We start from the raw sequence: 21,064 nt of genomic DNA on the forward strand, positions 1-21,064 counted from the left end.
CTCGTTGTACTCGCTGATGTCGCGGACACGACTCCCACACGACGCGAAAGCCGGCCCGACGAAACCGGAAGTACGGGCCGTCCTCCGTGAGAAACTCGCGCTCGGTCCCGACGACCACTTCGTCGAGGTCGGCTCCTGTACGGGCGCCGTCACGGTCGAGGCGGCGCGGGACGCGGAGCGAGTCACTGCACTCGAACGGAAGGAGGACCGACTGGCAGTCACCCAACAGAACCTCGACGCGAACGGCGTCGAAGCACAAGTGGAGTTGCGTAACGCCGAGGCGCCCGAGGGGCTGCCCGACGACGCCGACGCGCTCTTCCTCGGCGGTAGCCGAAACTACGAGGCGGTCCTCGACCACGCCGCCGAGACGGGCGTCGACCGCGTGGTGATGAACGTCTCCCGCCTCGAAGTCGCGGGCGCGGCGACCGAGGCGTTCCGCGAGCGCGACCTGCTCGACGAGGTCGTCCAGTTCCAGGTGAGCCACGGCTACGAACTCGCAGGCGCGACCTCCTTCGACTCGGACAACCCCGTCTACATGCTCGTCGGTGGCATCGACGGCGACGAAGACGAGACTGGAGGTGACGCCGAGTGACCCTCTACGGCGTCGGCCTCGGCCCCGGCGAGTCCGACCTCGTGACCGTCCGCGGCAAGCGAATCCTCGAAGGAGCGGACGTCGTCTACTCGCCGGGCCGCCTCTCGCGCTCGGTGGCGCTCGACCACGTCGAGGCGGACGTTATCGGGGACCTCGACTTCCCGATGACGCGCGACCCGGAGAAACTCCGGAACGCGTGGAAGGAGGCCGCCAGCGAAGTCGCGCCCGTCGCCGCCGACGGGACGGCCGCGTTCGTCACGCTCGGCGACCCGAACGTCTACTCCACGTTCGGCCACCTCCGGCGCATCCTCGACGCGTTCCACCCCGAGGTGGACGTGGAGGTGGTGCCAGGCGTGAGCGCGGTCACCGCCTTCGCCACGGCGCTCGGCGTCGAAATCGACGCGGGTGCGGGCCTCGCCCTCCGCGAGGCCGCCGGCGGAAAGTCCCCGATTGGACCGGACCGACAAATCCTCTTCAAGGTGACCGACGCGCCCGCTACCCACGAGGGACTCGTCGAGGCCGGCTACGACGTGACCTACGGCCGTCGCCTGTTCATGGAGCAGGGCGAGACGCTCGTCACCCCGAACCCGGCAGACGTCGCCGAGCGGGACTACTACACGCTCGCCTACGCCGAGCGTCGGGGACTAGAGAAAGACCGTCCCACCGCGTTCGACGGGGTCGCGGGCGAGAGCGACGTCGACAACGAGGAGGTGAGCACCGGTGACTGACGACGGGACCGAAGCGGAGACGGACCCGCAGGACGCCATCGACGCCGCCTCCGCGGAGCGCGAACGCGGGCGCGACCCCCGCGTCTACGAACACACTGCCGGCGACGTGCAAGAGGGGATTCCGTTCGTCGGTGCAGGGCCGGGCGACCCCGGTCTCCTCACCGTGACCGGGAAGGAACTCGTCGAGACGGCCGACCTCGTCGTGCACGCGGGATCGCTGGTCAACAGCGAGTTGCTGGAGCGGTACTGCGCCGACGCGGAGACCGTCTCCTCGGTCGGGAAGGACCTGGAGGAGCTAATTCCGCTGATGCGCGACGCCTACGAGGCGGGACGGCACGTCGTCCGTCTGCACAGCGGTGACCCCGCTGTCTACGGTGCCGCCCTCGAACAGATGGACGCGCTCGAACAGGAAGGCGTCCCCACCTACATCGTTCCAGGCGTCACCTCTGCGTTCGCCGCGAGTGCGACCCTCCGCACGCAACTCACCCTGAACGGCACCGCCAACCACGTCGCGTTCACCCGCCCGCAGGGGAAGACCCTCGACCCCGAGGACGACCACATCTCCGACTTCGTCGAGATGGGCGACGTGACGACCTGTATCTACCTCGGGACCCACGCCATCCCCGACGTGATGGACCGCTTGCTCGACGACGGCCACGACCCCGAGACGCCAGTAACCGTCGTCTACCACGCCTCGTGGCCAGACGAGGACATCATCGAGGGGACCATCTCGACCATCGGTGAGAAAGTCGAGGAGGTGGGCTACCGCGCCTCGGCGCTCGTGATTATCGGCGACGCCGGCGCCGGCACGGGGTACGAGCGGTCGTACCTCTACGGCGATTGGGCGAACCGCGGTTCGGAGACCCAGGAGGCAGACGACTGACCATGAGTACCGACACAGACACCGACACCGATTCCGACACCGGGTCGCACTGTTCGACGCCCGACTCCGACGGGGAAGTCGCCGAGGACATCGCCATCGTCGCCTTCGAGCGGAAGATGGACACCGCCGAGAACATCGTCGACGGCATCGGCGACCGCTACGAGTCCATCGACGTGCTGGAGTACCACGGCGACGTCTTCGCCGAGTACTGGGGCGAGTACGACTGTTTCGTGGGCCTGATGGCTTCGGGCATCGCGATGCGGAAGACCGCCCCGCTGCTCGACGACAAGTGGGACGACCCCGCCGTCGTCGTCGTCGACGAGGAACTCACGTGGGCCATCCCACTCACGGGCGGGCACCACGGCGCGAATCAGGTCGCCGACGACCTCGCCTCGATGGGCGCCGTCCCCGCGATGACCACCGCCTCCGAAGCGGCCGGCAAGCAGGGCGTCGAGGAGCGCGCGAAGGGCCTCGACGCCCACGTCGTGAACGGAGACTCCACCGTCGCGACCAACCTCGCCGTCCTCGATGAGGAACTCGGTCCCGTCGCCCGCCTCGACGGGCCGAAGGCCGTCCTCGTCGGCGACGACGTGACCGTCCTCAAGCGAAACGAGGAGGATGGCGTCGTCCTCGGGACGGGGAGCGTCTCCGGCGCGACGAAAGCGCAGTTCCTCGACGCGTGGGAGTCCGTGCTCGACGACACCGACTACGACCTCGACGACGTGGAGTTCGTCGCCACCGGCACCCGCAAGGAAGAGGAGGAGGGCCTCCTCGCAGCCGCCGACGAACTCGGCCTCGGCGTCGTCTCCTTCGAGAGAGGTGTTGGAGGACCACGAGGGACCGACCCCCTCGAAGTCGAAGGAACTCATCGGGTGGCCCGGCATCTCCGAGGCGTCGGCCATCGCGGGTGGCCGCGAGAACGAACTCCTCGTCGAGAAGGAACGTTACGACGATGCTGTGACCGTGGCGGTGGGACGATGAGCGCGGATACGGACCTCGACGCCGACGACACGGCGGCCGTCGACACCAGCGACTACGGGACGCTCTACGTCGTCGGCATCGGTCCCGGTCTCCCCGGCGGGATGACCCAGCGCGCGAAAGACGTCGTCCGCACCGCGGACTGCGTCGTCGCCTCGAACCTCTACCAGGAGTTCCTCCGGCGAGACGGCACGCTCCCGCCGGAAGGGTCGGGAGAACGCCCCGACCAGGAGGTAGTCCGCTCGACGATGGGCCGGCAGGTCGAACTCGCCCGCGAAGCCTTCGAGCGCGTCCGCGACGGCGAGGACGTCGCACACGTCTCCGGGGGCGACCCCAACGTGTACGGCAAGTCCGACCTCGTCTACCTGATGGCCGAGGAGGACGAGGCCTACGACGTCCCCATCGAGATCGTACCGGGTGTCACGGCCGCCCTCGGCGGCGCCGCCAACCTCGGCGCGCCGCTCTCGAACGACTTCTGCACCATCTCGCTCTCCGAGAAGTGGCGCGGGTGGGAGGAAATCGAGGAGAAACTCCGTGCGGCGGCCATCAGCGGCTTCGTCGTCTTCCTCTACAACTGCTGGCGCGACTACGAGCGCGCCATCGAGGTCCTCAGAGAAGAACGGGCCGACCACGTCCCGGTCGCCATCGTCAACGACGCGGGCCGCGGCGACGCCGGACGTAACGTCGACGGCGAGACGCACACCATCACGACGCTCGGCGAAGTCACCGAGCACGACGAGAAGGTCGGCGGAATGGGCGCGTCCATCCTCGTCGGCACCCACGAGACGGAGGTATGGGAGAACGACCACGGCGAACACCTCGTCACCCCGCGCGGCGGGCGTGACGTCGACGACTTCTGACACACAACGATGAGCACTGACGACACCACGACCGAGACGGACGAATCGACCAGCAAGTGCGGCGCGAGTGAGACCACGCAGAGTTCGAGCAGTTCGACGTCGAGTTCGAAGTGCGGGGCTTCGACGTCGAGTGAGTCCTCGAAGAGCAAGTGCGATGCCTCCTCGTCCGCCACGAAGAAGAAGACCGAGGAGAAGGTCGGCTCCACCGTCGACGACTTCGAGGGCGACCCCGGGTCCCTCACGGCCGTCGGCCTCGGCCCCGGCGAACCCGAGGGGATGACCCAGCGCGCGAAAGCGGAACTCCTCGACGCCGAGCACATCGTCGGCTACACCACCTACACGGAACTCCTGCCCGACGAAATCATCGAGCAGGCCGACGACATGTACAACACCCCGATGTGCGGGGAAGTGTCTCGGACCGAGGAGGCCATCGACCGCGCGCTCGCGGGCAACGACGTCGCCATCATCGGGAGCGGCGACCCCAACGTGTACGCGCTCGCGGGTCTCGCACTCGAAATCGTCGAGTCGAAGGGCGCGACCGCCTCGATGCTCGACTTCGAGGTCGTGCCGGGCGTCCCGGCCGCGCAGTCCTGTGGCGCCCGCCTCGGCGCGCCGCTGGTGAACGACTCGGTGAGCGTCTCACTCTCCGACCACCTGACGCCGATGCCCGAAATCGAGTCGCGACTCCACGCGGTCGCCGGCGAGAGCTTCACCATCTCCATCTACAACCCCTGGAGCCGCAAGCGCCGCGAGAACTTCCAGAAGGCCTGCGAGATCCTCCTCACCCACCGCGACGAAGACACGCCGGTGGGTATCGTCCACGGCGCGAGCCGGGACGACGAGGCAGTCGAGATCACGACACTCGGCGAACTGGAGGCGTACGGCGAGACGGACCTCGTCGACATGACGACGACCATCGTCGTCGGCAACGAGGAGACGTACGTCTGGGACGGCCGGATGGTCACGCCCCGTGGCTACGAGAGCAAGTACGACTACTGGACCATGTACCGAGTCACCATCGACAGAGACGCCTGTACCGGCGTGTTCGCCTGCCTGACGCGCGACCCCCGGTTCGTCGAGGACGCCGAAGGGCTGGCGACGCTCGACCCCGACGCCGACCCCGCTCCGCCAGCGGGGGCCGACAGCGGAACCGTCGAGACGGACGCGGAGACGGTCGTCGGCGAGTTCGACGACGAGCGTGTCGACGAGGCCGAGCAGGCCGCGGCCGCCTGCCCGTTCGACGCGATCCGCGTCGAGGAACTGGACACGGAGCCGGAGGTGTCGCCGTGAGCATCCAGGTCGACACCCCGGACACCTTGCTCGCCGCGCACCCCGAGACGGCCTACTTCTGGGGCCACGTCGCCGGGAGCGGCGAACTCCGTGAGTCCTGCATCTCGCTCACGACCGGCGACGAAATCGCGGCCGACCGCCTCGCGGCCATCGCAGGCGGCGCGCAGGTCGACCACCGCATCGCCGAACGCGACTACGCCCACGACACCACCGTCACGCGCCGGCAGGACGAGTACACGGTGCAGGTGTTCGGCGACGTCTCGCGGCGGGCGGCCGCCGCGTTCGGCCTCCCGCTCGACGGCGAGGCCGGCGGCTACCGCTTCGACGCCTTCGCCGGCCACGAACGCCAACTCCTCCGGGGTCTCATCGAGGCGTGTGGCACCGTCTGCTTCAAGTCCTCGACCGGGACCGTCGGTCTCTCGTTCGTCCACGAGGACGAGCGCCTGTTAGAACGGATCCAGACCCTCCTCGGGGACCTCCCCGTCGACGCGCCGACGAACGACCTCGACAAGGCCTCTTCGGGCTACTGGTTCGGTGTCGACGACGCGGCCGTCCCCACGGTCGGCCCGTGGCTCTACGAGGAGAGCGAGGAGTCGGGGCTGTTCGCGCCATCGCGGCGGCGAAAGCTCCGCAAGAGCCTCGAACAGGCCGAAACCAAGTCGCGGTGGTAGCCTGTGAGTCGAACCGGACCCACGACGGACGCGAGCACCGGCGCGCTGGAAGACGAAGCCATCCTGCTGGTCGGACACGGCTCGCGCCGCGAGAAGTCGAACGAACAGGTGCGCGACCTCGCCGCCGGACTCGAAGACCGCCTCGGCGTCCCCGTCGACGCGGGCTTCCTCGAACTCGCCGAACCCACTATCCCGGACGCCATCGCCGGTCTCGCCCCCTCAGTCTCGACCATTTCGGTCGTTCACCTCTCGCTGTTCGCGGCGAGCCACGTGAAAAACGACGTGCCCACGGCACTCCAGCAGGCCCGCGCCGACCACCCCAACGTGACCCTCGAGAACGGCTCGCACCTCGGCGTCCACCCGGCCATCGTCGATCTGCTGGGCGACCGCGCCACCGCCGTCGAAGAGGACCTCGGCGTCACCAGAGAGGAGGACGACGTGGCGGTGGTGCTCTGCGCCCGCGGGTCGAGCGACCCCGACGCGAACGCCGACGTCCACAAACTCGCCCGCCTGCTCTACGAGGGGCGGGGTTCTCGCGGGTGGAGGCGACCTTCGTCGGCGTCACCGAACCGACGCTCGACGAGACGCTCCACGACGTCGCCAAACACCGTCCCGACGGCGTGGTCGTCGTGCCTTACATGCTCGGCGACGGCGTCCTCACGGGCCGCATCCGCGATGGCGCCGCCGAGTTCGACGAGGAATATCCCTACGTCGACGCCGCCTGTGGCGACCCGCTCGGCACCGACGCTCGCCTGTTGGACGTTCTCGGCGACCGCTGGCAGGAGGCCCGCACGGACAGCGTCGAGATGTCGTGTGACACCTGCAAGTACAAGGTGGAACTCGACGGCTACGAGTCGGACGTCGGCGGTGCGAAGGCGATGCTCCGGGCGCTCACCCATCAGGAGGCCCACGCCGACCGCGAGGACGTCGCGGACGACCCCCACACGCACGACGCCCCCGCGAAACACGTCGCCGTCTGCACGAACCAGACCTGCGCGGCCGACGGCGCGCCGGCCGTCCTCGAACGTCTCAGACAGCAAGTTCGCGACTCCGAGGAGTGTGACGCTCGAGTCACTCGCACCTCCTGTCTCGGACAGTGTGGCGACGGCCCGAACGTCGCCGTCTACCCCGACGGAGTCTGGTACCAGCGCGTCGACGCCGACGACGCCGAACGCATCGTCACCTCGCACCTCGACCGCGAGCGCATCGTCTCCGACCTCGACTCCCAACTGCTGTAGTACTCATGAGCTGTCACGAACTCGAAGCCCTACGACTCGGTCTGATGAACGTCCTCGGCACGGAAGACCGGAGCGCCCGCGAACACGCCGAGAAAGAACTGGAAGGTCACCTGAGCGGTCCCATCGAGGGACTCGCGAACGCCCAGTCGTTCTCGGCACTCCAGCGACACCTCGACGCCGCGCTCGTCGACCTCGAAGAGGAGGTGGCGACGGCCGACGAGTCCGACCCGGACTACGACTACCTCCGGGGTCGTCTCGTCGCCGTCCGCGACGCCGAGCGTTCGCTGGCGCGCATCGCCGACCACGGTGAGACGTTCCTCGACGACCTCGGCGAGACCCACCACTCCCTCCACGACGCCTTCCCGGCCGATGGCTGACGCGAACCTCGGCGACGTCGACCCCGCCGGTTCGCGACAACTCGGCCGCCGGTCGGCCGTCTGCGCCGTCGACGACCAGGTGATCGTCGGACTGGCGGACGGCAGCCTCGTCGGCTTCGACGCCGACCTCGAAGAGCAGTGGCGCGTCCCCGGCTTCGAGGGGAGTGTCGTCACGCTCGTCCCGTTCGCCGACGGCGTCCTCGCGGGCGAGCGCGGCGCGGACGGCGAAGTACGATACTACGACGACGAGACGGGCACCCTCCGGTGGGGCCGCAGCACCGCCGACGAGGTTGGCGACCCCCAACGGGACACCCGCTTCTTCCTGCCGTTCGTCGTCGACGCGGTCGTGGACGGCGAGCGCGCCTACGTCGCCGCCCGCCGCTACGAGCGCGGCGACGGGGGAAGCTGGACCTTCGAGAGTGTCGTCTACGCGTTCGATACCTCGGGAGAAGAGGTGTGGCGCTACCGAACCGACGCCTCTCCCATCTCGCTGGACGCGCGCGACGGACGGGTGGCCGTCGCGTACAACCGCTGTCCCGGCGACCACCAGGACGGACTTCTCGTCCTCGACGCCGAGACCGGCGACGTTCGACGGCGATGGGACCCGCCAGGCGACGGCCAGCGGCGGGTTGGCGACGTCTCACTCGTCGAGTCCGGTATGATCGTGGTGAGTCACGCCGACTACCGTGGCTACGCGCTCGATTCGGGAGGAGTTCGCTGGTCGCTCGACCTCGGTCGACCTGTCGAGCGGGGGGACGAGAGGGTGTACGCCTACCCGAACCACGTCCACGCGACCGACGCGGGTGCGGTGTTCGTCACAGGAAACACCTACCCCGAGGACGGCCGCGAGACGGACGCTCGTCACCCGAACGAACACACGGCTGTCGGTGTCGATTCGGGTGGCGAACGCCGGTGGACTGCCGACGTGGGCGGATTCAGCCACGAAATCGCCGCCGACGGAGATACTGTCGCCGTTCCGGTCGCCCAACACTTCCGCGAGCGGGACGCCGGTCGCCACGGCGTCGACAGCTACGGCGTGGGGACAGGTGTGGAGGGGACGGTCGATACAACGGGCGTCGCGACCGCCGTGGCGCTCGACAGTGACCGACTGGCGGCCGTCGAGGAACCGGTCGCCTACCACGACGACGGCGCGGTGCACGGGGAGTATCGACTCCTCGTTCGGCGGGTCAATTGAACAGTTGTACAACTGTTCAACTGTTTCGACGGGCGCGAAGAGCGGCCGACTCGACGCCCGAGACGTGCCGTTCGACCACGGCGAAGGAGAAAGAAGAGAGACGTCGTAGCCGACCTACTCGAGGTCGAAGCGGTCGAGCGTCATGACCTTGCTCCAGGCGTCGACGAAGTCGTTCACGAACTTCTCCTCGGCGTCGTCGGCGGCGTAGACGTCCGCGACGGCACGGAGGCGGGCGTTGGACCCGTAGATGAGGTCGAAGCGGGTGGCCTCCCACTCGGGTTCACCAGTGTCGCGGTCGCGGAGTTCGAAGACTTCCCCGTCGTCGTCGACCGCTTCCCACTCGTAGTCCATGTCGAGCAGGGTCACGAAGAAGTCGTTGGTCAGCGTCCCCGGTTCGTCGGTGAAGACGCCGCGGTCGGTGTCCTGGTAGGTCGCGCCGAGTGTGCGCATCCCGCCGAGGAGCACCGTCATCTCGGGCACAGTCAGGTTCAGGAGGTCGGCCTTGTCGACCATCCGCTCCTCGAGGGAGTCGTAGAGGTCGTCGTAGTCGCCACCGAGGTAGTTCCGGAAGGCGTCGACCTTCGGTTCGAGGACCTCGAAGGACTCGACGTCGGTCTGCTCCTGGGTGGCGTCCGTGCGGCCCGGCTCGAACGGAACCTCGACGTCGTAGCCGGCGTCGGCGGCGGCCTGCTCGACGGCCGCGTGGCCGCCCAGCACGATGAGGTCGGCGAGCGAGACGCGCGTGTCGTCCTCGCGCGAGCTGTTGAAGTCCTCCTGGATGTCCTCGTAGGTCGAGAGGACCGTCTCCAGCTCTTCGGGCTCGTTCACTTCCCAGCTCTGCTGCGGTTCGAGGCGGATGCGGGCGCCGTTCGCACCGCCGCGCTTGTCGCTGTCACGGTACGTCGAGGCCGACGCCCAGGCAGTCTTGACTAGCTGGGAGACGGTCAGGTCCGAGTCGAGAATGTCCGCTTTGAGGTCGGCGACCTCTTCCTCGCCGACGAGGTCGTAGTCGGCGTCCGGGAGGGGGTCCTGCCAGACGAACGTCTCGTCGGGGACCTCCGGGCCGAGGAGCCGCTCGGGCGGGCCCATGTCGCGGTGGATGAGCTTGTACCACGCCTTCGCGAACGCCTCCTGGAACTCGTCAGGGTTCTCCTGGAAGCGCTCCAGGACCTCCCGGTAGTCGTCGTCGTGCTTCAGGGCGACGTCCGTCGTCAGCATCATCGGCTGCTCGGTCTCCTCGGGTTTGTGCGGGCCCGGCGCTTCCTCGATGTCGTCACCGACCGGCTCCCACTGCCACGCGCCGCCGGGACCCTTGACGGAGGTCCAATCGTGCTCCAGCAGGTTGTTGATGTAACCCATATCCCACTGGGTCGGCGCGTCGGTCCAGGGGCCCTCGATACCGCTGGTGATGGCCTCAAGACCGCCGATCTTGTCACCGTGCTCCTGCGCCCAACCGAGACCCTGCTCTTCGATGGGGGCCGCCTCGGGTTCGGCACCAACGTGTTCCTCGGGGTCGTCGGCACCGTGGACCTTCCCGAAGGTGTGGCCGCCGGCGATGAGGGCGACCGTCTCCTCGTCGTTCATCGCCATGCGTTCGAACTCCTCGCGGATGTTCTTCGCCGAGCCTTCGACGTCCGGTTCGCCGTACGGGCCCTCGGGGTTCACGTAGATGAGGCCCATCACGGTGTTCGCGAGCGGGTCCTTGAGGTTGCCCACCTCTTCGTCCTCGAAGCGCTCGGGCGAGGTCGTCTCCCAGTCCTCCTCGGGACCCCACTCGATAGCCTCGTTGGACTTGAACTCGTCCTCGCGGCCGCCGGCGAAGCCGAACGTCTCGAAGCCCATCGACTCGAGAGCGACGTTCCCGGCGAGCACGATCAGGTCGCCCCACGAGAGCTTGTGGCCGTACTTCTGCTTGACCGGCTGGAGCAGGCGGCGAGCCTTGTCGAGGTTCACGTTGTCCGGCCAACTGCTCTCCGGCGGGAGACGCTGAAGACCGCCGGACGCGCCGGCGCGACCGTCGGCGGTACGGTACGTCCCGGCGCTGTGCCACGCCATCCGGATGAACAGCGGGCCGTAGTGTCCGTAGTCCGCCGGCCACCAGTCCTCCGAGGTCGTCATGACCTCTTCGATGTCCGCCTTCACCTCGTCGAGGTCGAGTTCCTGGAACTCCTCGGCGTAGTCGAAGTCTTCGCCGTACGGACTGAGGTCCGTGGCGTTGTCGTCGAGGATGTCCAGTCGCAGCAGGTTCGGCCACCAGTCCTGGTTGGACCAAGTCATCGTCGAATCACCGTCGAGAGCCCATCGTTCGCGACCGGTTCGGTCGTCCGATGTTTTGGGGAGTAGTCAGACATTGCTAGCAGTACCTACTGGAGCGGTGAATCGGCTCCCACATAAAGATATTCTTCTCCTGCGTCAGTGCGACTTCTTCTATCGAAAAGTATTCCTTCGGTTTTGAAAGAATTCGGGCGTGTCCGTAGTCCCTCGACTCCGGTGACGGACACGGTCGCCCGGCCGACGACGGCGGCGACGGTGACGCCGACTCGGAACACACGAAGTTCGGTGTCGGATTCGCAAAAGATTCGGACTGTGCCGTGAATCCTACGCGAAGAGGGAGACGGCGAACGCGAGGACGACGGCGCTCGACGCGAGTTCGACGGCGGCGTGGACCCGGCGACTGCGGCCGCGTGCGAGCGAGAAGACGCCGCCGAGTCCGGTCCCGACGAACCCCATCGTCGCGGTGAGGACGACGGCGTAGGCGACGATAGCGAGGCCGGTCGCGTCCATCCCGGACGTTGGGAGCACGGCCGAGACGAGCGCGAGCATGCTCACTGGCGGCGAGAGCGCGAACAGCGAGCCGACGACGCTGGTCCGGAGGTAGTCCGTCCGGGTCTGGTGGTCGTGTGCGTGGAGGTGGTCGTGCGCGTAGGCGAGTGTCCTCGACACCGGGCCGGACGTACCGGACGCTGTCGGACGGGCTGGCAGTCCGCGGAGTCGCCGTGTTCCGGTGGCCGCGAGCAACAGTGCGACGGCCACGAGAACGGACCCGGCGAGTAGCGTGCCGGCGGTGTCGATACCCGCCGGTGCGGCGGTCGCGGTCCGTCCGACGAGGGTGAGGAGCGCAACCCACGCGAGGACGACGACCACGTGGCCGACGGCGAAGCTCCCGCCGACGAACGCAGCGTGACGCCACCCGTCGGTATCGCTGGTGAGCGCCGAGATGCCGGCGGCGTGGTCTGGCTCGAAGCCGTGAGTGACTCCCAGTACGGCCGCGGCGACGAGGACGCCCGCCGTCGTCCCACCGGCTGCCATCACCGCTCACCTCCCGTCGCCTCGCGGACCGCACCAGCCACCCGTTCGGGCGTCAGGGCGTCGAGAGGAATCCGCTCGCCGCCGGTCGCTTCGACGACGTCGCCGACGAGGCTCGTCCGGCCGCCGCTACCGGCGTCGACGACGAGGACACGCGCGCCACGCGCCGCGAGGCGGCGGGCCGCGTCCCAGGTGTCCGCAGTGGGCGTGTCGGTGCCGGCGTTGGCCTTTCCATCGGTCACGAGCACGACGACCGCCGCCTCGGGATCGGCCCGGGCCAACACGTCGGTGGCGGCACGGAGACCCGCGGGAAGTGGCGTCCGATCACCGGTCGGAAGCGACTTCAGGTGCCGAGCAGCGAGGTCGACGCTCTCGGTCGGTGGGAGCACCACGTCGGCATCGTCGCCCGCGAACGTGACTACCGACACCGCGTCACGTTGCTCGTAGGCGTCGCGCAGCAGGTCCAGGGCGACGCCCTTGGCGGCGCGCATCGGCCCACGCATCGACGCACTAGCGTCGACGGCGAAGACGACGAGTGCCGACTGCTCACCGGTCCGGACCGACCGCCGCAGGTCGCGAGACTCGACTCGGTCGCTCCCACGAGCGGCGGCCGCGCGGACGGAGGCGGCGGCGTCGACACGGTCCGTAGTCGCGTCTGTGGACTCCGTTCGAACGCGGGCGCCACGCCCTCCCGCACTCGGTGTCGCCGTCGCCCGACCGGACCCGCCGGCTCCGCGTTCGGCGTCGGGCGTGCCGACCTCGGGCGCGGCGCCCGCACCGGTCTCGACCGTCTCTGCTCGCGGCTGGCCGGGCACGAGCGGGACACCTTCCTCTCCCTCGTCGCCGGTCGTCTCACCGTCTCCGCCGGTGTCGTCCTCCGGCCCATCGTCACCGGGTTCGTTTCCCGTCTCGGATTCGGCGTCGCCAGTACCCGATCCGCCGCTCCCGGGGCGCGGTTCCGGACCGACGCCCGAGTCCTCGCTTCCGTCGCCGTCACCACCGTCGGAAGGTTCGTCGTCAGTTTTGTCGCCGGTCTCGTCACCACTGTCTGCCGGTTCGTCGCCAGTCTCAGAGTCGTCAGCGTCTCCGTCCGTCTCCGCGTCTGCATTTTCCTCACTCTCACCGGCGTCCCCGTCTTCGAACTGGTTGTCGACGACGTCCTCGGGGTCGGGGGCGTCCTCGAAGGGGCGGGACTGGAGACGGTGGGGGAGCGCGAGTTCGGCGGCGTGGCGGACGTCCGACTCCACGACCGTGGGGCGCCCGTCGAGAGCAGCGAGCGTCCGGGCGGCGCGTGCCGTCGCGATGTCGGCGCGGTGGCCCTCCACGCCCGCGTCGCGACAGAGGTCGGCGATTTCGCGAGCCAGCGAGTCGGGGAGATCGACGTCGACCAGGAGGTCGCGGGCATCGAGCAGGCGTTCACGAACCGCCTCGGTTTCGGCCGTGTAGTCGGCGTCGAACCCGTCGAGTGCCCGTTCGAGGATCTCGACGCGGTCGTCGAGATCAGTCGCTCCTGTCACCTCGACCTGGAGGTCGAAACGGTCGCGGAACTGTGGGCGCAAGTCGCCCTCCTCGGGGTTCATCGTACCGACGAGCGTGAAGTCGGCGGGGTGAGTGACCGAGACGCCGTCGGTCTCGACGCGGTTGACGCCCGAGGCGGCCGCGTCGAGGAGTACGTCGACGAGGTGGTCGTCGAGGAGGTTCACTTCGTCCACGTAGAGGAACCCCCGGTTGGCCCGCGCGAGTAAGCCTGGGTTGAACTCGGCGTCGCCGGCGAGGGCGTCCGCGACGGAGAGCGACCCGACGACGCGCTCCCGCGACGCCCCCAGCGGGAGCGTGACGAACGGGACGGGTCGCGTCTCCACGGGCGGGTCCTCGCGCACTCGACACGACGAGCACTGCGCTTCGGTGTCGTCCGGCGGACAGCCGTAGGGACAGTCCGTGACGGCGCGCTGATCGGGAAGGAGCGCCGCCAACGCGCGGGCCGCCGTCGACTTCGCCGTCCCCTTCTCGCCGCGGACGAGGAGTCCGTCGAGCGCGTCGTTCGCCCCGACGGCGAGGAGTGCCTCCTTCAACCCGCCCTGCCCGACGACGGCGGGGAACGGCGTCGACGCCCGCGAGGCCGTCGACACCTTTTTGCCTTCAGGTAAATCAACCATACTTGCAATAGCACAACAGAGGTTTAATAGAATTATGCCTACGGTTGCCCTGTACACCGCGACGGAGAACGAACTGGGTGGCATCCAGGCCGCCGCCGAGCGTGTCGACGCCGACCTCGTCGTCCGCTCGGAGAGCGACCTGGACGACGAGACGGACGTGGAGTCGTTCGTCGACGCCGCCGAGGACGCCACCGCGGCCGTGTTCTGGTTGCACGGCGCGGAGGACAGTATGCCCGGCTACGACCGGGCGACCGACCGCCTCGCCGAGGCGGGCGTGCCGCTCGTGGTGAAGTCCACGGGCGACGCCTACGCCGTCGAGGACACGACGGTCGGCGACGAGGACCGCGAGACGGTCTACGACTACCTCGAGCGCGGGGGGACGGCGAACCTCGCCAACTGCGTGCGCTTCCTCGTCGACCGCTACTCGACCGAGCGCCGGGAGTACGACGACCCGGTCGCGCTCCCCACGGAGGGCGTCTACCACCCGGACCACCCGGGTGCCTCCTACGAGGAGTTGCGCGCGACCTTCGACCCCGACACTCCCACGGTGGCGGTCTGGTTCTACGAGTCCCACTGGACCCACGAGAACACCCGCTACGTGGACGCGATGGTCCGCGCGCTGGAGGACGAGGGGGCCGACGCCCTCCCGATCTTCTGTAACCCGGCGACGGACACCGAAGAGCAGGAGGACGCCGAGTGGGTCACCGACACGTGGCTCCTCGAAGACGGCGAACCCGTGGTCGACGCCATCTGTTCCTCCTTCATGTTCTCGCTCTCGATGGACGAGCGCGGCCGCTCGGCCGACGACGAGGGACAGAGCGCCGAGGACGTCTTCCTCGACCGACTCGGCGTGCCGGTCCTCCAGACCATCACGACGATGCGCTCCCGGTCGCGCTACGAGTCGAACGACACGGGCGTGATGGGCTTCGAACTCGCACTCTCCGTCGCGCTCCCCGAGTTCGACGGAAACGTCATCACTCACCCCATCTCGGGGAAAGAGCGCACCGACGACACGGCGGGTATCGGCTCCGCGCCGAAACAGCACTTCCCGATGAACGAGCGCGTCGAGCACGCCGCCAGCCTCGCCGTCAACTGGGCACGCCTGCGGCACCTCGACAATTCGGAGAAGAACGTGGCGGTGGTCCTCCACAACTACCCGCCGAGCGACGACGGCATCGGCACCGCGTTCGGCCTCGACACGCCCGAGAGCACGGTCAACCTCCTCGACGAACTCGGGGACAGAGGCTACAACCTGGGTGGTGAGCGACCCGCCGACGGCCAGTCGCTCGTCGACGACCTGACGAGCCAGCTCACCCTCGACGACCGCTGGGTCGCGCCCGAAGACGTCCGCGAGCGCAGCGTCGACGTCGTCTCGCAGGGCGAGTACGACGCGTGGTGGAACGAGGCCGACACCGACTTCCGCGAGAACGTCGTCGAGGAGTGGGGCGACCCGCCCGAGCGGCTGTTCGCCATCCCCGGGGTGGAGTTCGGCAACGTGCTCGTCACGGTCCAGCCGCCTCGCGGATTCGGGATGGACCCGGAGAAGGTGTACCACGACTCCGACCTCCAGCCGCCCCACGACTACTACGCCTTCTACGCCTGGCTCCGGAACGATTTCGACGCCGACGCGGTCGTCCACCTCGGCACCCACGGGAGTCTGGAGTGGCTCCCCGGCAAGACGATGGGCCTCGATTCGGAGAGCGCCCCCGACGCGCTCGTCTCCGACCTGCCGAACGTCTACCCCTACATCATCAACAACCCCGGAGAGGGGACACAGGCGAAGCGGCGCTCCTACGCGGCCGTCGTCGACTACCTGACACCCGTGATGAGCAACGCGGGAACCTACGACGAACTCGCCGAACTCGAAGAACTCGCCTCTCGCTACCGGGAGGCGGGCACCGGTGCCGGTGCCGAGGGCGAGGAACACCTCGCCGACCGCATCCGCGAGGCCGTCGACGACCTCGATTTGGCCGTCGAACTCGGCGTCTCCGGGAACATTTCGGAGAAAGCCGACGTCCGCGGCCCCGACGAGGCCGGTTCGACGCTCGCCGAAGGCGCAGTCGAGGGCGACGAGGTAGACGTCGACGAACTGGTCGAGCGCGTCCACGAGTACGTGACGGACGTGAAGACTACGCAGATTCGCCTCGGCCTGCACACGATGGGCGAACCCCCAGCGGGGGAGCGCCTCGTCGAGTACCTCGTCGCACTCACGCGCCTCGAGAACCCCGGCGCGCCCTCCCTGCGCGAGAGCGTCGCGGGCGTGCTCGGCGTCGACTACCAGACGATGCTCGGCGAACCCGGTACGTACGACGAGGAATTGGAGATGACATACGCTGAGGCCGCCGACGAGGTGTACGAGACGAGTGTCGAACTCGTCGAGACGCTCGCCGATTACGGCTTCGACCTGGCCGCTTCCGAGGTCGAGGGCGGCCCGGACGACGAGGTGAACATGAACCTCCTCGTAGTCGACATCGACACGCTGGGCGACGCGCGGGCACAGTCCGGTGCCCACGACGACCTTCGCGAGGTGCTCCGATTCATCTGCGAGGAGGCTGCACCGAAGGTGTTCGACGCCGAGACCGAAATCCCACAGACCGCCGACGCGCTGAACGGCGAGTACGTGGAACCCGGCGGGAGCGGCGCACCCACCCGCGGCGGCGTCGACCTCCTCCCCACTGGGCGGAACTTCTACACGCTCGACCCGCGGAAGGTGCCCGCGAAGACGGCGTGGGACGTCGGCAAAGAGGTAGCCGACGGCGTCGCCGAACGCCACCACGCCGACGAGAGCGAGTACCCGGAAGAAGTCGGTGTGGTCGCGTGGGGCACTCCGACCGTCCGCACCCGCGGCGAGACCATCGCACAGGTGCTCAGCCTGATGGGCGTTCGACCCGTGTGGACCGACGCCGGCCGCATCGACGACGTCGAACCCATCCCGCTCGACGACCTCGGTCGCCCACGAATCGACGTGACGACCCGCGTTTCGGGGCTGTTCCGCGACGCCTTCCCGCAGGCCGCGGGCGTGATCCACGACGCCGTCGACGCGGTGGTCGACCTCGACGAACCCCACGAGATGAACTACGTGAAGAAGCACGTCGAGGAGGAAGCCGAAGAACTCGACGCACAGGGCGTCGAGAACCCCGAGAAGGCGGCCAAACACCGCGTGTTCACGACCCGACCCGGTGGGTATGGCGCGGGGACAAACAAGGCCGTCGACGAGGGCAACTGGGACGACCGCTCGGACCTCGCGGCAGTGTACGTCCAGTGGGGCGGCTACGCGATGGGCTCCCGCGGGCGCGTCTCGGAGGCCCACGACGCCTTCGAGCGCCGCCTCGGTAACGTCGACGCCACCGTCAAAATCGAGGACACGATGGAGCAAGACGAGTTCGACTCCTCGGACTGGTACGCCTTCCACGGCGGCTTCATCACCGCCGTCGCGGAGACTGCGGGGGAAGAACCCGCTTCCTACGTCGGCGACTCCTCTGACCCCGACAACGTCGACGTCTACACGAACGAGGAGAAGGTACGCAAGTCGATGCGGGCGCGCGTCCTCAACCCCGAGTGGCTCGACTCCATGGAGGAACACGGCTACAAGGGCGCGGGCGACCTCTCCTCGACCGTCGACGTCGTCCTCGGGTGGGACGCCACTACGGGGGTCGTCTCCGACACTCTCTGGGACGACGTCGCCGAGAAGTTCGCCTTCGACGAGGCGCGCCAGGAGTGGATGCGCGACGTCAACCCCTGGGCGCTCGACTCCATCACCGACACGCTGCTCGAAGCCATCGAGCGCGACCTCTGGGACGCCGACGACGAGACCGAAGAACGCCTGCGCGACCTGAACCTCCAAGTGGAGGGCGACCTCGAAGCGCGGGCGACGCGCGGTTCGGAGCGGAACGAGAACCGCGACGAGACGAGCGGTGAAACCGGGAGTAGCGATGCCGACGCCACCGAGGAGGTGCCCAGCGATGACTGAACGGGACTTCGAGGCGTACGCGGACCTCGGCGCGACCACCGAGAACGCGATGGATATCGCAGAGACGAGCATGGACCGCGTGCGCGAACTCGTCCCCGACGAGACGCTTGCCGACCGCCTCCGACAGAAGTCGGTCCACGCGACCGGCGACCCCGAGTTCCAGCACCTGATGCGCTTCACCGGCGCGGACGACTCCGAACTCGTCCGCGCGGGTGCCCGCGCCGTCCTCGACGAAGCCCCCATCGTCACGGACATCACGATGGTCAAGTCGGGCATCACCGGCCGCGGCCACGACTGCGAGGTGCGCAAGGCCATCGGGAACAGCGCCGAACTCGCCGCCGAGACGGGGATGACGCGGACGGCCGCCTCGGTCCTCGAACTCGACAAGCGCGGCGTCTACGACGGCGCCATCGCGGTGGTCGGCAACGCGCCCACCGCCGCGCTCGCACTCGCCGACTGCATCGAGGAGGGGACCCGGCCCGCCGTCGTCGTCGCAACGCCCGTCGGCTTCGTGAAGGCCGCGGAGAGCCGAAAGCGCCTCCGTGAGGTGGCCGCCGAACACGGCGTCCCCGCAGTCACGAACGTCGGGCGGCGCGGCGGGAGCGGCCTCGCCGCCGGTCTGACGAACGAACTCGTCCACGTGGCGAGCGACGTCCGCTCGGGGGACGTAGAGCTGTGAACGACGACTACGACCTCGACTCGGGGGCGGACCCGGCCGACTACGCCGCGCGCGCACCCGAGGAGCCGAGCCACGAGAACCGAGTCCACGCCGTCGGTATCGGCCCCGGCAACCCGGAGTACCTGACACCGCGCGGCCGGCGGGCCATCGAGGAGGCCGACGTCGTCGTCGGCTTCGAGACGGTGGTCGACTTCGTCGTCTGCGAGACGGAGGCGGACTTGCTGACCTGTGGCTACCGCGACGAGGGGGAGACCCTGGAGCGCTTCGCCGACCGGGTCGCCGCCGGCGAGCGCGGCACCGCCGTCCTGATGGGCGACCCGAACCACTCGGGCTACCAGTTCCTCGGGAAAGTCGAGAAAGCCGTCGACCGCCCGGTGCGCGTGATACCGGGCATCTCCTCGCTCCAGGTCGCCACCAGTCGCGCCCGGACGCCCATGGAGGACACCGAGTTCGTCACGCTCCACAAGAGCGGCGACCTGAGTGCCGACCTCGAACGACTCCGCGAGCACGTCGGCGATCGCCACCTGCTCGTCCTCCCGCGACCGTTCGACGTGATGCCCGGCGACGTCGCCCAGGAACTCCTCGACGCGGGCGCCGATTCCGACCTGATGGCGCTCGTCCTCGAACGCCTCACCCACGACGACGAGGAGATAACCAGAACCAGCCTCGGTGACCTCGCCGCCCACGCCGGCGAGGAGACGCCCTTCTCCGACCTGTCGGTGCTGGCGGTCCGTCGGGAGCGCGCCTAGCGCCGACCCCGGCCGAGCGCCGTCTCGACCCCCTCCCGCCTCGCCGCGAACGACTCGTCGTCGAGCACCGGCACGGCCTCGGTCGGGTCGAGGTCGACCGACTCGTCGAGCGAAATCCACGTGCGACAGCCGCGGTAGGCCGGCCGCTCGGCGAGGACGCGCTCGGCCGGGAGTTCGGCCACGCGGAGCAGGAGGGCACGCACCTCGTCGCGCTCGTCCTCGACGCCGTACTTCTCGCGGATACCCGCCGGCGAGTAGACGTAGTGCTCGGCGAGGGCCTCAACGACCGACGCGGGGGCGGTCCACTCGTCGGCGACGCGGGCGACGGCCCGAACCGGAATCCCGTCGGCCGGTTTCTCGGCGTTCTCGCGGTAGTAGTCGAGCGCCTCCGGCGAGTAGCGGTCGGGTGACTGGTGGGAGAAGGCCGGGTAGAGGGCGAACCAGCCCGCGTACTCCTGCGGTTTGAGGCCGGGGTCGCGGAGGAGGAGCGTCTGTCTGCCGTCGGCCAGCGCCGCGACGACGCCCGCCCGCTCCTTCAGCGCGGGGAGAGGACCGTCGTGCCCGCTCATCGCCCCTTGCCGTCGGTGGCGAGGGCGGGGGCGTCGGCGGTCAGCGACTGCTCGAAGGTGGTCTCGTCCTCACGCTCGGCGAGGACTCGTTGTTCGGCGAGGGCGGCCTCGACGGCGTCCGTGACGCGCGGGTGTGTACCGAGCGGGGCGGCATAGTCGAGGCCGCCGCGGTCGAGTTCGAGTCGCTCGGGGACGTCGCGCTCGGTAGCGTCTCCGCCGGTGACGAAGAACGGGACGGCGACGGCACGGTCGGCGTCGAGGGTGTAGCGCAGACACTCGGCGGCGGGATTCTGGACGAGGTAGCCCGTGGTGACCTCGTCGTGGTGTTCTCGGAGGCGCTCGGCGTGGTAGTCGGCGACCTGCCGGTAGTGTGGCCGCGAACTGCTCCCGAGTGCGACCAGTGCGAGCGCCTCGGGGTGACCCGGCCCGGACCAGGCCGACACCGCGCGCTCGCGGAGTGCGGTCGTCACCGCCGCGCTACGACCGACTGGCTCGCAGTAGCGGACGTCGGCGTCGAGACGCGAGAGTGCACCCGGAACGTCGGTCGCCGTCTCGCGGGTGTGCGCGACAGTCATCGGAACTGCGAACACGCGGTCGGCGGCCGCGTCCACGACGGCGAGCCCGTCCCGGAGGTCTCGCTGGGGTTCGTACTCGTAGTGAATCGTACGGACCTCGTCTGCGACCCCGCGCTCGCGGAGGCGTCGCGCGTGGGTGTCGAGCGTCTCACGGGCGTTCGTCGTGTCTCGGCCGAGGAGGACGAGGGCGTCTCGTGTCATGGTTGTAAATTTGGGTTTAGTTACCCAAAGTGAGGTTGATTGTTCAA

The 21,064-nt window shown here is 68.8% G+C and carries 16 protein-coding genes and 3 pseudogenes; 14 read left to right on the forward strand and 5 right to left on the reverse strand.

The window, feature by feature from the left end:
• Positions 1-16 precede the first annotated feature (16 nt).
• The 11 genes and pseudogenes from cbiT to P0Y33_RS00305 all read left to right on the forward strand — a co-directional run bounded on the left by cbiT (position 17) and on the right by P0Y33_RS00305 (position 8,812).
• Positions 17-592 (forward strand): precorrin-6Y C5,15-methyltransferase (decarboxylating) subunit CbiT, encoded by a 576-nt coding sequence (cbiT, locus tag P0Y33_RS00255; protein ID WP_279528578.1) that lies wholly within the window; start codon positions 17-19, stop codon positions 590-592.
• Positions 589-1,320 (forward strand): cobalt-factor II C(20)-methyltransferase, encoded by a 732-nt coding sequence (locus P0Y33_RS00260; RefSeq protein WP_279528579.1) that lies wholly within the window; start codon positions 589-591, stop codon positions 1,318-1,320. The genes cbiT and P0Y33_RS00260 overlap by 4 nt, the downstream gene beginning before the upstream one ends.
• Positions 1,313-2,203 carry a cobalt-precorrin-4/precorrin-4 C(11)-methyltransferase gene (locus P0Y33_RS00265; RefSeq protein ID WP_328518023.1) on the forward strand — a complete coding sequence of 297 codons (891 nt, stop codon included), beginning with the start codon at positions 1,313-1,315 and terminating at the stop codon, positions 2,201-2,203. Before P0Y33_RS00260 ends, P0Y33_RS00265 begins: the two co-directional genes overlap by 8 nt.
• A 2-nt stretch (positions 2,204-2,205) precedes the next feature.
• Positions 2,206-3,184: pseudogene (gene cbiG, locus P0Y33_RS00270) on the forward strand (cobalt-precorrin 5A hydrolase).
• On the forward strand, positions 3,181-4,041 hold the full coding sequence (locus P0Y33_RS00275) for a precorrin-3B C(17)-methyltransferase (RefSeq protein WP_279528580.1): 861 nt from the start codon (positions 3,181-3,183) through the stop codon (positions 4,039-4,041). Before cbiG ends, P0Y33_RS00275 begins: the two are co-directional and overlap by 4 nt.
• Before the next feature lie 9 nt (positions 4,042-4,050).
• A pseudogene (gene cobJ, locus P0Y33_RS00280) lies at positions 4,051-5,037 on the forward strand (precorrin-3B C(17)-methyltransferase); the annotation flags it as partial.
• Between the two features lie 6 nt (positions 5,038-5,043).
• Positions 5,044-5,331: a ferredoxin gene (locus P0Y33_RS00285; RefSeq protein ID WP_279530136.1), complete on the forward strand. Its 288-nt coding sequence runs from the start codon at positions 5,044-5,046 to the stop codon at positions 5,329-5,331.
• Positions 5,328-6,002, forward strand: a complete 675-nt coding sequence (locus P0Y33_RS00290; protein WP_279528581.1) for a cobalamin biosynthesis protein — start codon at positions 5,328-5,330, stop codon at positions 6,000-6,002. Before P0Y33_RS00285 ends, P0Y33_RS00290 begins: the two co-directional genes overlap by 4 nt.
• Positions 6,003-6,005: 3 nt before the next feature.
• Positions 6,006-7,240: pseudogene (locus P0Y33_RS00295) on the forward strand (CbiX/SirB N-terminal domain-containing protein).
• Positions 7,241-7,245: 5 nt separating this feature from the next.
• Positions 7,246-7,617, forward strand: a complete 372-nt coding sequence (locus tag P0Y33_RS00300; protein WP_279528582.1) for a DUF3209 family protein — start codon at positions 7,246-7,248, stop codon at positions 7,615-7,617.
• Positions 7,610-8,812, forward strand: coding sequence for an outer membrane protein assembly factor BamB family protein (locus P0Y33_RS00305; RefSeq protein ID WP_279528583.1), 1,203 nt, complete (start codon positions 7,610-7,612; stop codon positions 8,810-8,812). The genes P0Y33_RS00300 and P0Y33_RS00305 overlap by 8 nt, the downstream gene beginning before the upstream one ends.
• A gap of 114 nt (positions 8,813-8,926) precedes the next feature.
• Here P0Y33_RS00305 and katG read toward each other — a convergent pair whose 3' ends face one another.
• From katG to P0Y33_RS00320, 3 genes are all read right to left on the reverse strand, one after another.
• Complete coding sequence (gene katG / locus P0Y33_RS00310; RefSeq protein WP_279528584.1) at positions 8,927-11,089, reverse strand: catalase/peroxidase HPI; 2,163 nt, start codon at positions 11,087-11,089, stop codon at positions 8,927-8,929.
• A 321-nt stretch (positions 11,090-11,410) separates the two neighbouring features.
• Positions 11,411-12,121: a HoxN/HupN/NixA family nickel/cobalt transporter gene (locus P0Y33_RS00315; RefSeq protein ID WP_279528585.1), complete on the reverse strand. Its 711-nt coding sequence runs from the start codon at positions 12,119-12,121 to the stop codon at positions 11,411-11,413.
• On the reverse strand, positions 12,121-14,274 hold the full coding sequence (locus P0Y33_RS00320; RefSeq protein WP_279528586.1) for a VWA domain-containing protein: 2,154 nt from the start codon (positions 14,272-14,274) through the stop codon (positions 12,121-12,123). Before P0Y33_RS00320 ends, P0Y33_RS00315 begins: the two co-directional genes overlap by 1 nt.
• Before the next feature lie 34 nt (positions 14,275-14,308).
• Here P0Y33_RS00320 and cobN point away from each other — a divergent pair, with 34 nt between their 5' ends.
• The 3 genes from cobN to P0Y33_RS00335 are packed head-to-tail and all read left to right on the forward strand — an operon-like array spanning position 14,309 to position 19,672.
• Positions 14,309-18,244 (forward strand): cobaltochelatase subunit CobN, encoded by a 3,936-nt coding sequence (cobN, locus tag P0Y33_RS00325; protein ID WP_279528587.1) that lies wholly within the window; start codon positions 14,309-14,311, stop codon positions 18,242-18,244.
• Positions 18,237-18,923, forward strand: coding sequence for a precorrin-8X methylmutase (locus P0Y33_RS00330; protein ID WP_279528588.1), 687 nt, complete (start codon positions 18,237-18,239; stop codon positions 18,921-18,923). Before cobN ends, P0Y33_RS00330 begins: the two co-directional genes overlap by 8 nt.
• Positions 18,920-19,672 carry a cobalt-precorrin-7 (C(5))-methyltransferase gene (locus P0Y33_RS00335; protein ID WP_279528589.1) on the forward strand — a complete coding sequence of 251 codons (753 nt, stop codon included), beginning with the start codon at positions 18,920-18,922 and terminating at the stop codon, positions 19,670-19,672. The genes P0Y33_RS00330 and P0Y33_RS00335 overlap by 4 nt, the downstream gene beginning before the upstream one ends.
• On the opposite strand, the gene P0Y33_RS00340 is transcribed toward P0Y33_RS00335, so the two are convergent.
• Entirely contained in the window at positions 19,669-20,241 is a 573-nt protein-coding gene (locus tag P0Y33_RS00340) for a DUF1802 family protein (RefSeq protein WP_279528590.1), read from the reverse strand. The two genes, P0Y33_RS00335 and P0Y33_RS00340, sit on opposite strands and share 4 nt — an antisense overlap.
• Positions 20,238-21,017: a sirohydrochlorin chelatase gene (locus P0Y33_RS00345; RefSeq protein ID WP_279528591.1), complete on the reverse strand. Its 780-nt coding sequence runs from the start codon at positions 21,015-21,017 to the stop codon at positions 20,238-20,240. Before P0Y33_RS00345 ends, P0Y33_RS00340 begins: the two co-directional genes overlap by 4 nt.
• Between the last annotated feature and the right edge of the window lie 47 nt (positions 21,018-21,064).

This window comes from Halospeciosus flavus, from assembly GCF_029814175.1.
GTDB classification, from domain to species: domain Archaea; phylum Halobacteriota; class Halobacteria; order Halobacteriales; family Halobacteriaceae; genus Halospeciosus; species Halospeciosus flavus.

Coding starts and splice junctions, on each gene's coding strand:
- P0Y33_RS00275 (WP_279528580.1), top strand. CDS start 3,181: ATGAGCGCGGATACGGACCTCGACGCCGACGACACGGCGGCCGTCGAC.
- katG (WP_279528584.1), bottom strand. CDS start 11,089: ATGACTTGGTCCAACCAGGACTGGTGGCCGAACCTGCTGCGACTGGAC.
- P0Y33_RS00285 (WP_279530136.1), top strand. CDS start 5,044: ATGTACCGAGTCACCATCGACAGAGACGCCTGTACCGGCGTGTTCGCC.
- P0Y33_RS00345 (WP_279528591.1), bottom strand. CDS start 21,017: ATGACACGAGACGCCCTCGTCCTCCTCGGCCGAGACACGACGAACGCC.
- P0Y33_RS00305 (WP_279528583.1), top strand. CDS start 7,610: ATGGCTGACGCGAACCTCGGCGACGTCGACCCCGCCGGTTCGCGACAA.
- P0Y33_RS00340 (WP_279528590.1), bottom strand. CDS start 20,241: ATGAGCGGGCACGACGGTCCTCTCCCCGCGCTGAAGGAGCGGGCGGGC.
- cbiT (WP_279528578.1), top strand. CDS start 17: ATGTCGCGGACACGACTCCCACACGACGCGAAAGCCGGCCCGACGAAA.
- P0Y33_RS00330 (WP_279528588.1), top strand. CDS start 18,237: ATGACTGAACGGGACTTCGAGGCGTACGCGGACCTCGGCGCGACCACC.
- P0Y33_RS00320 (WP_279528586.1), bottom strand. CDS start 14,274: ATGGTTGATTTACCTGAAGGCAAAAAGGTGTCGACGGCCTCGCGGGCG.
- P0Y33_RS00315 (WP_279528585.1), bottom strand. CDS start 12,121: ATGGCAGCCGGTGGGACGACGGCGGGCGTCCTCGTCGCCGCGGCCGTA.
- P0Y33_RS00300 (WP_279528582.1), top strand. CDS start 7,246: ATGAGCTGTCACGAACTCGAAGCCCTACGACTCGGTCTGATGAACGTC.
- cobN (WP_279528587.1), top strand. CDS start 14,309: ATGCCTACGGTTGCCCTGTACACCGCGACGGAGAACGAACTGGGTGGC.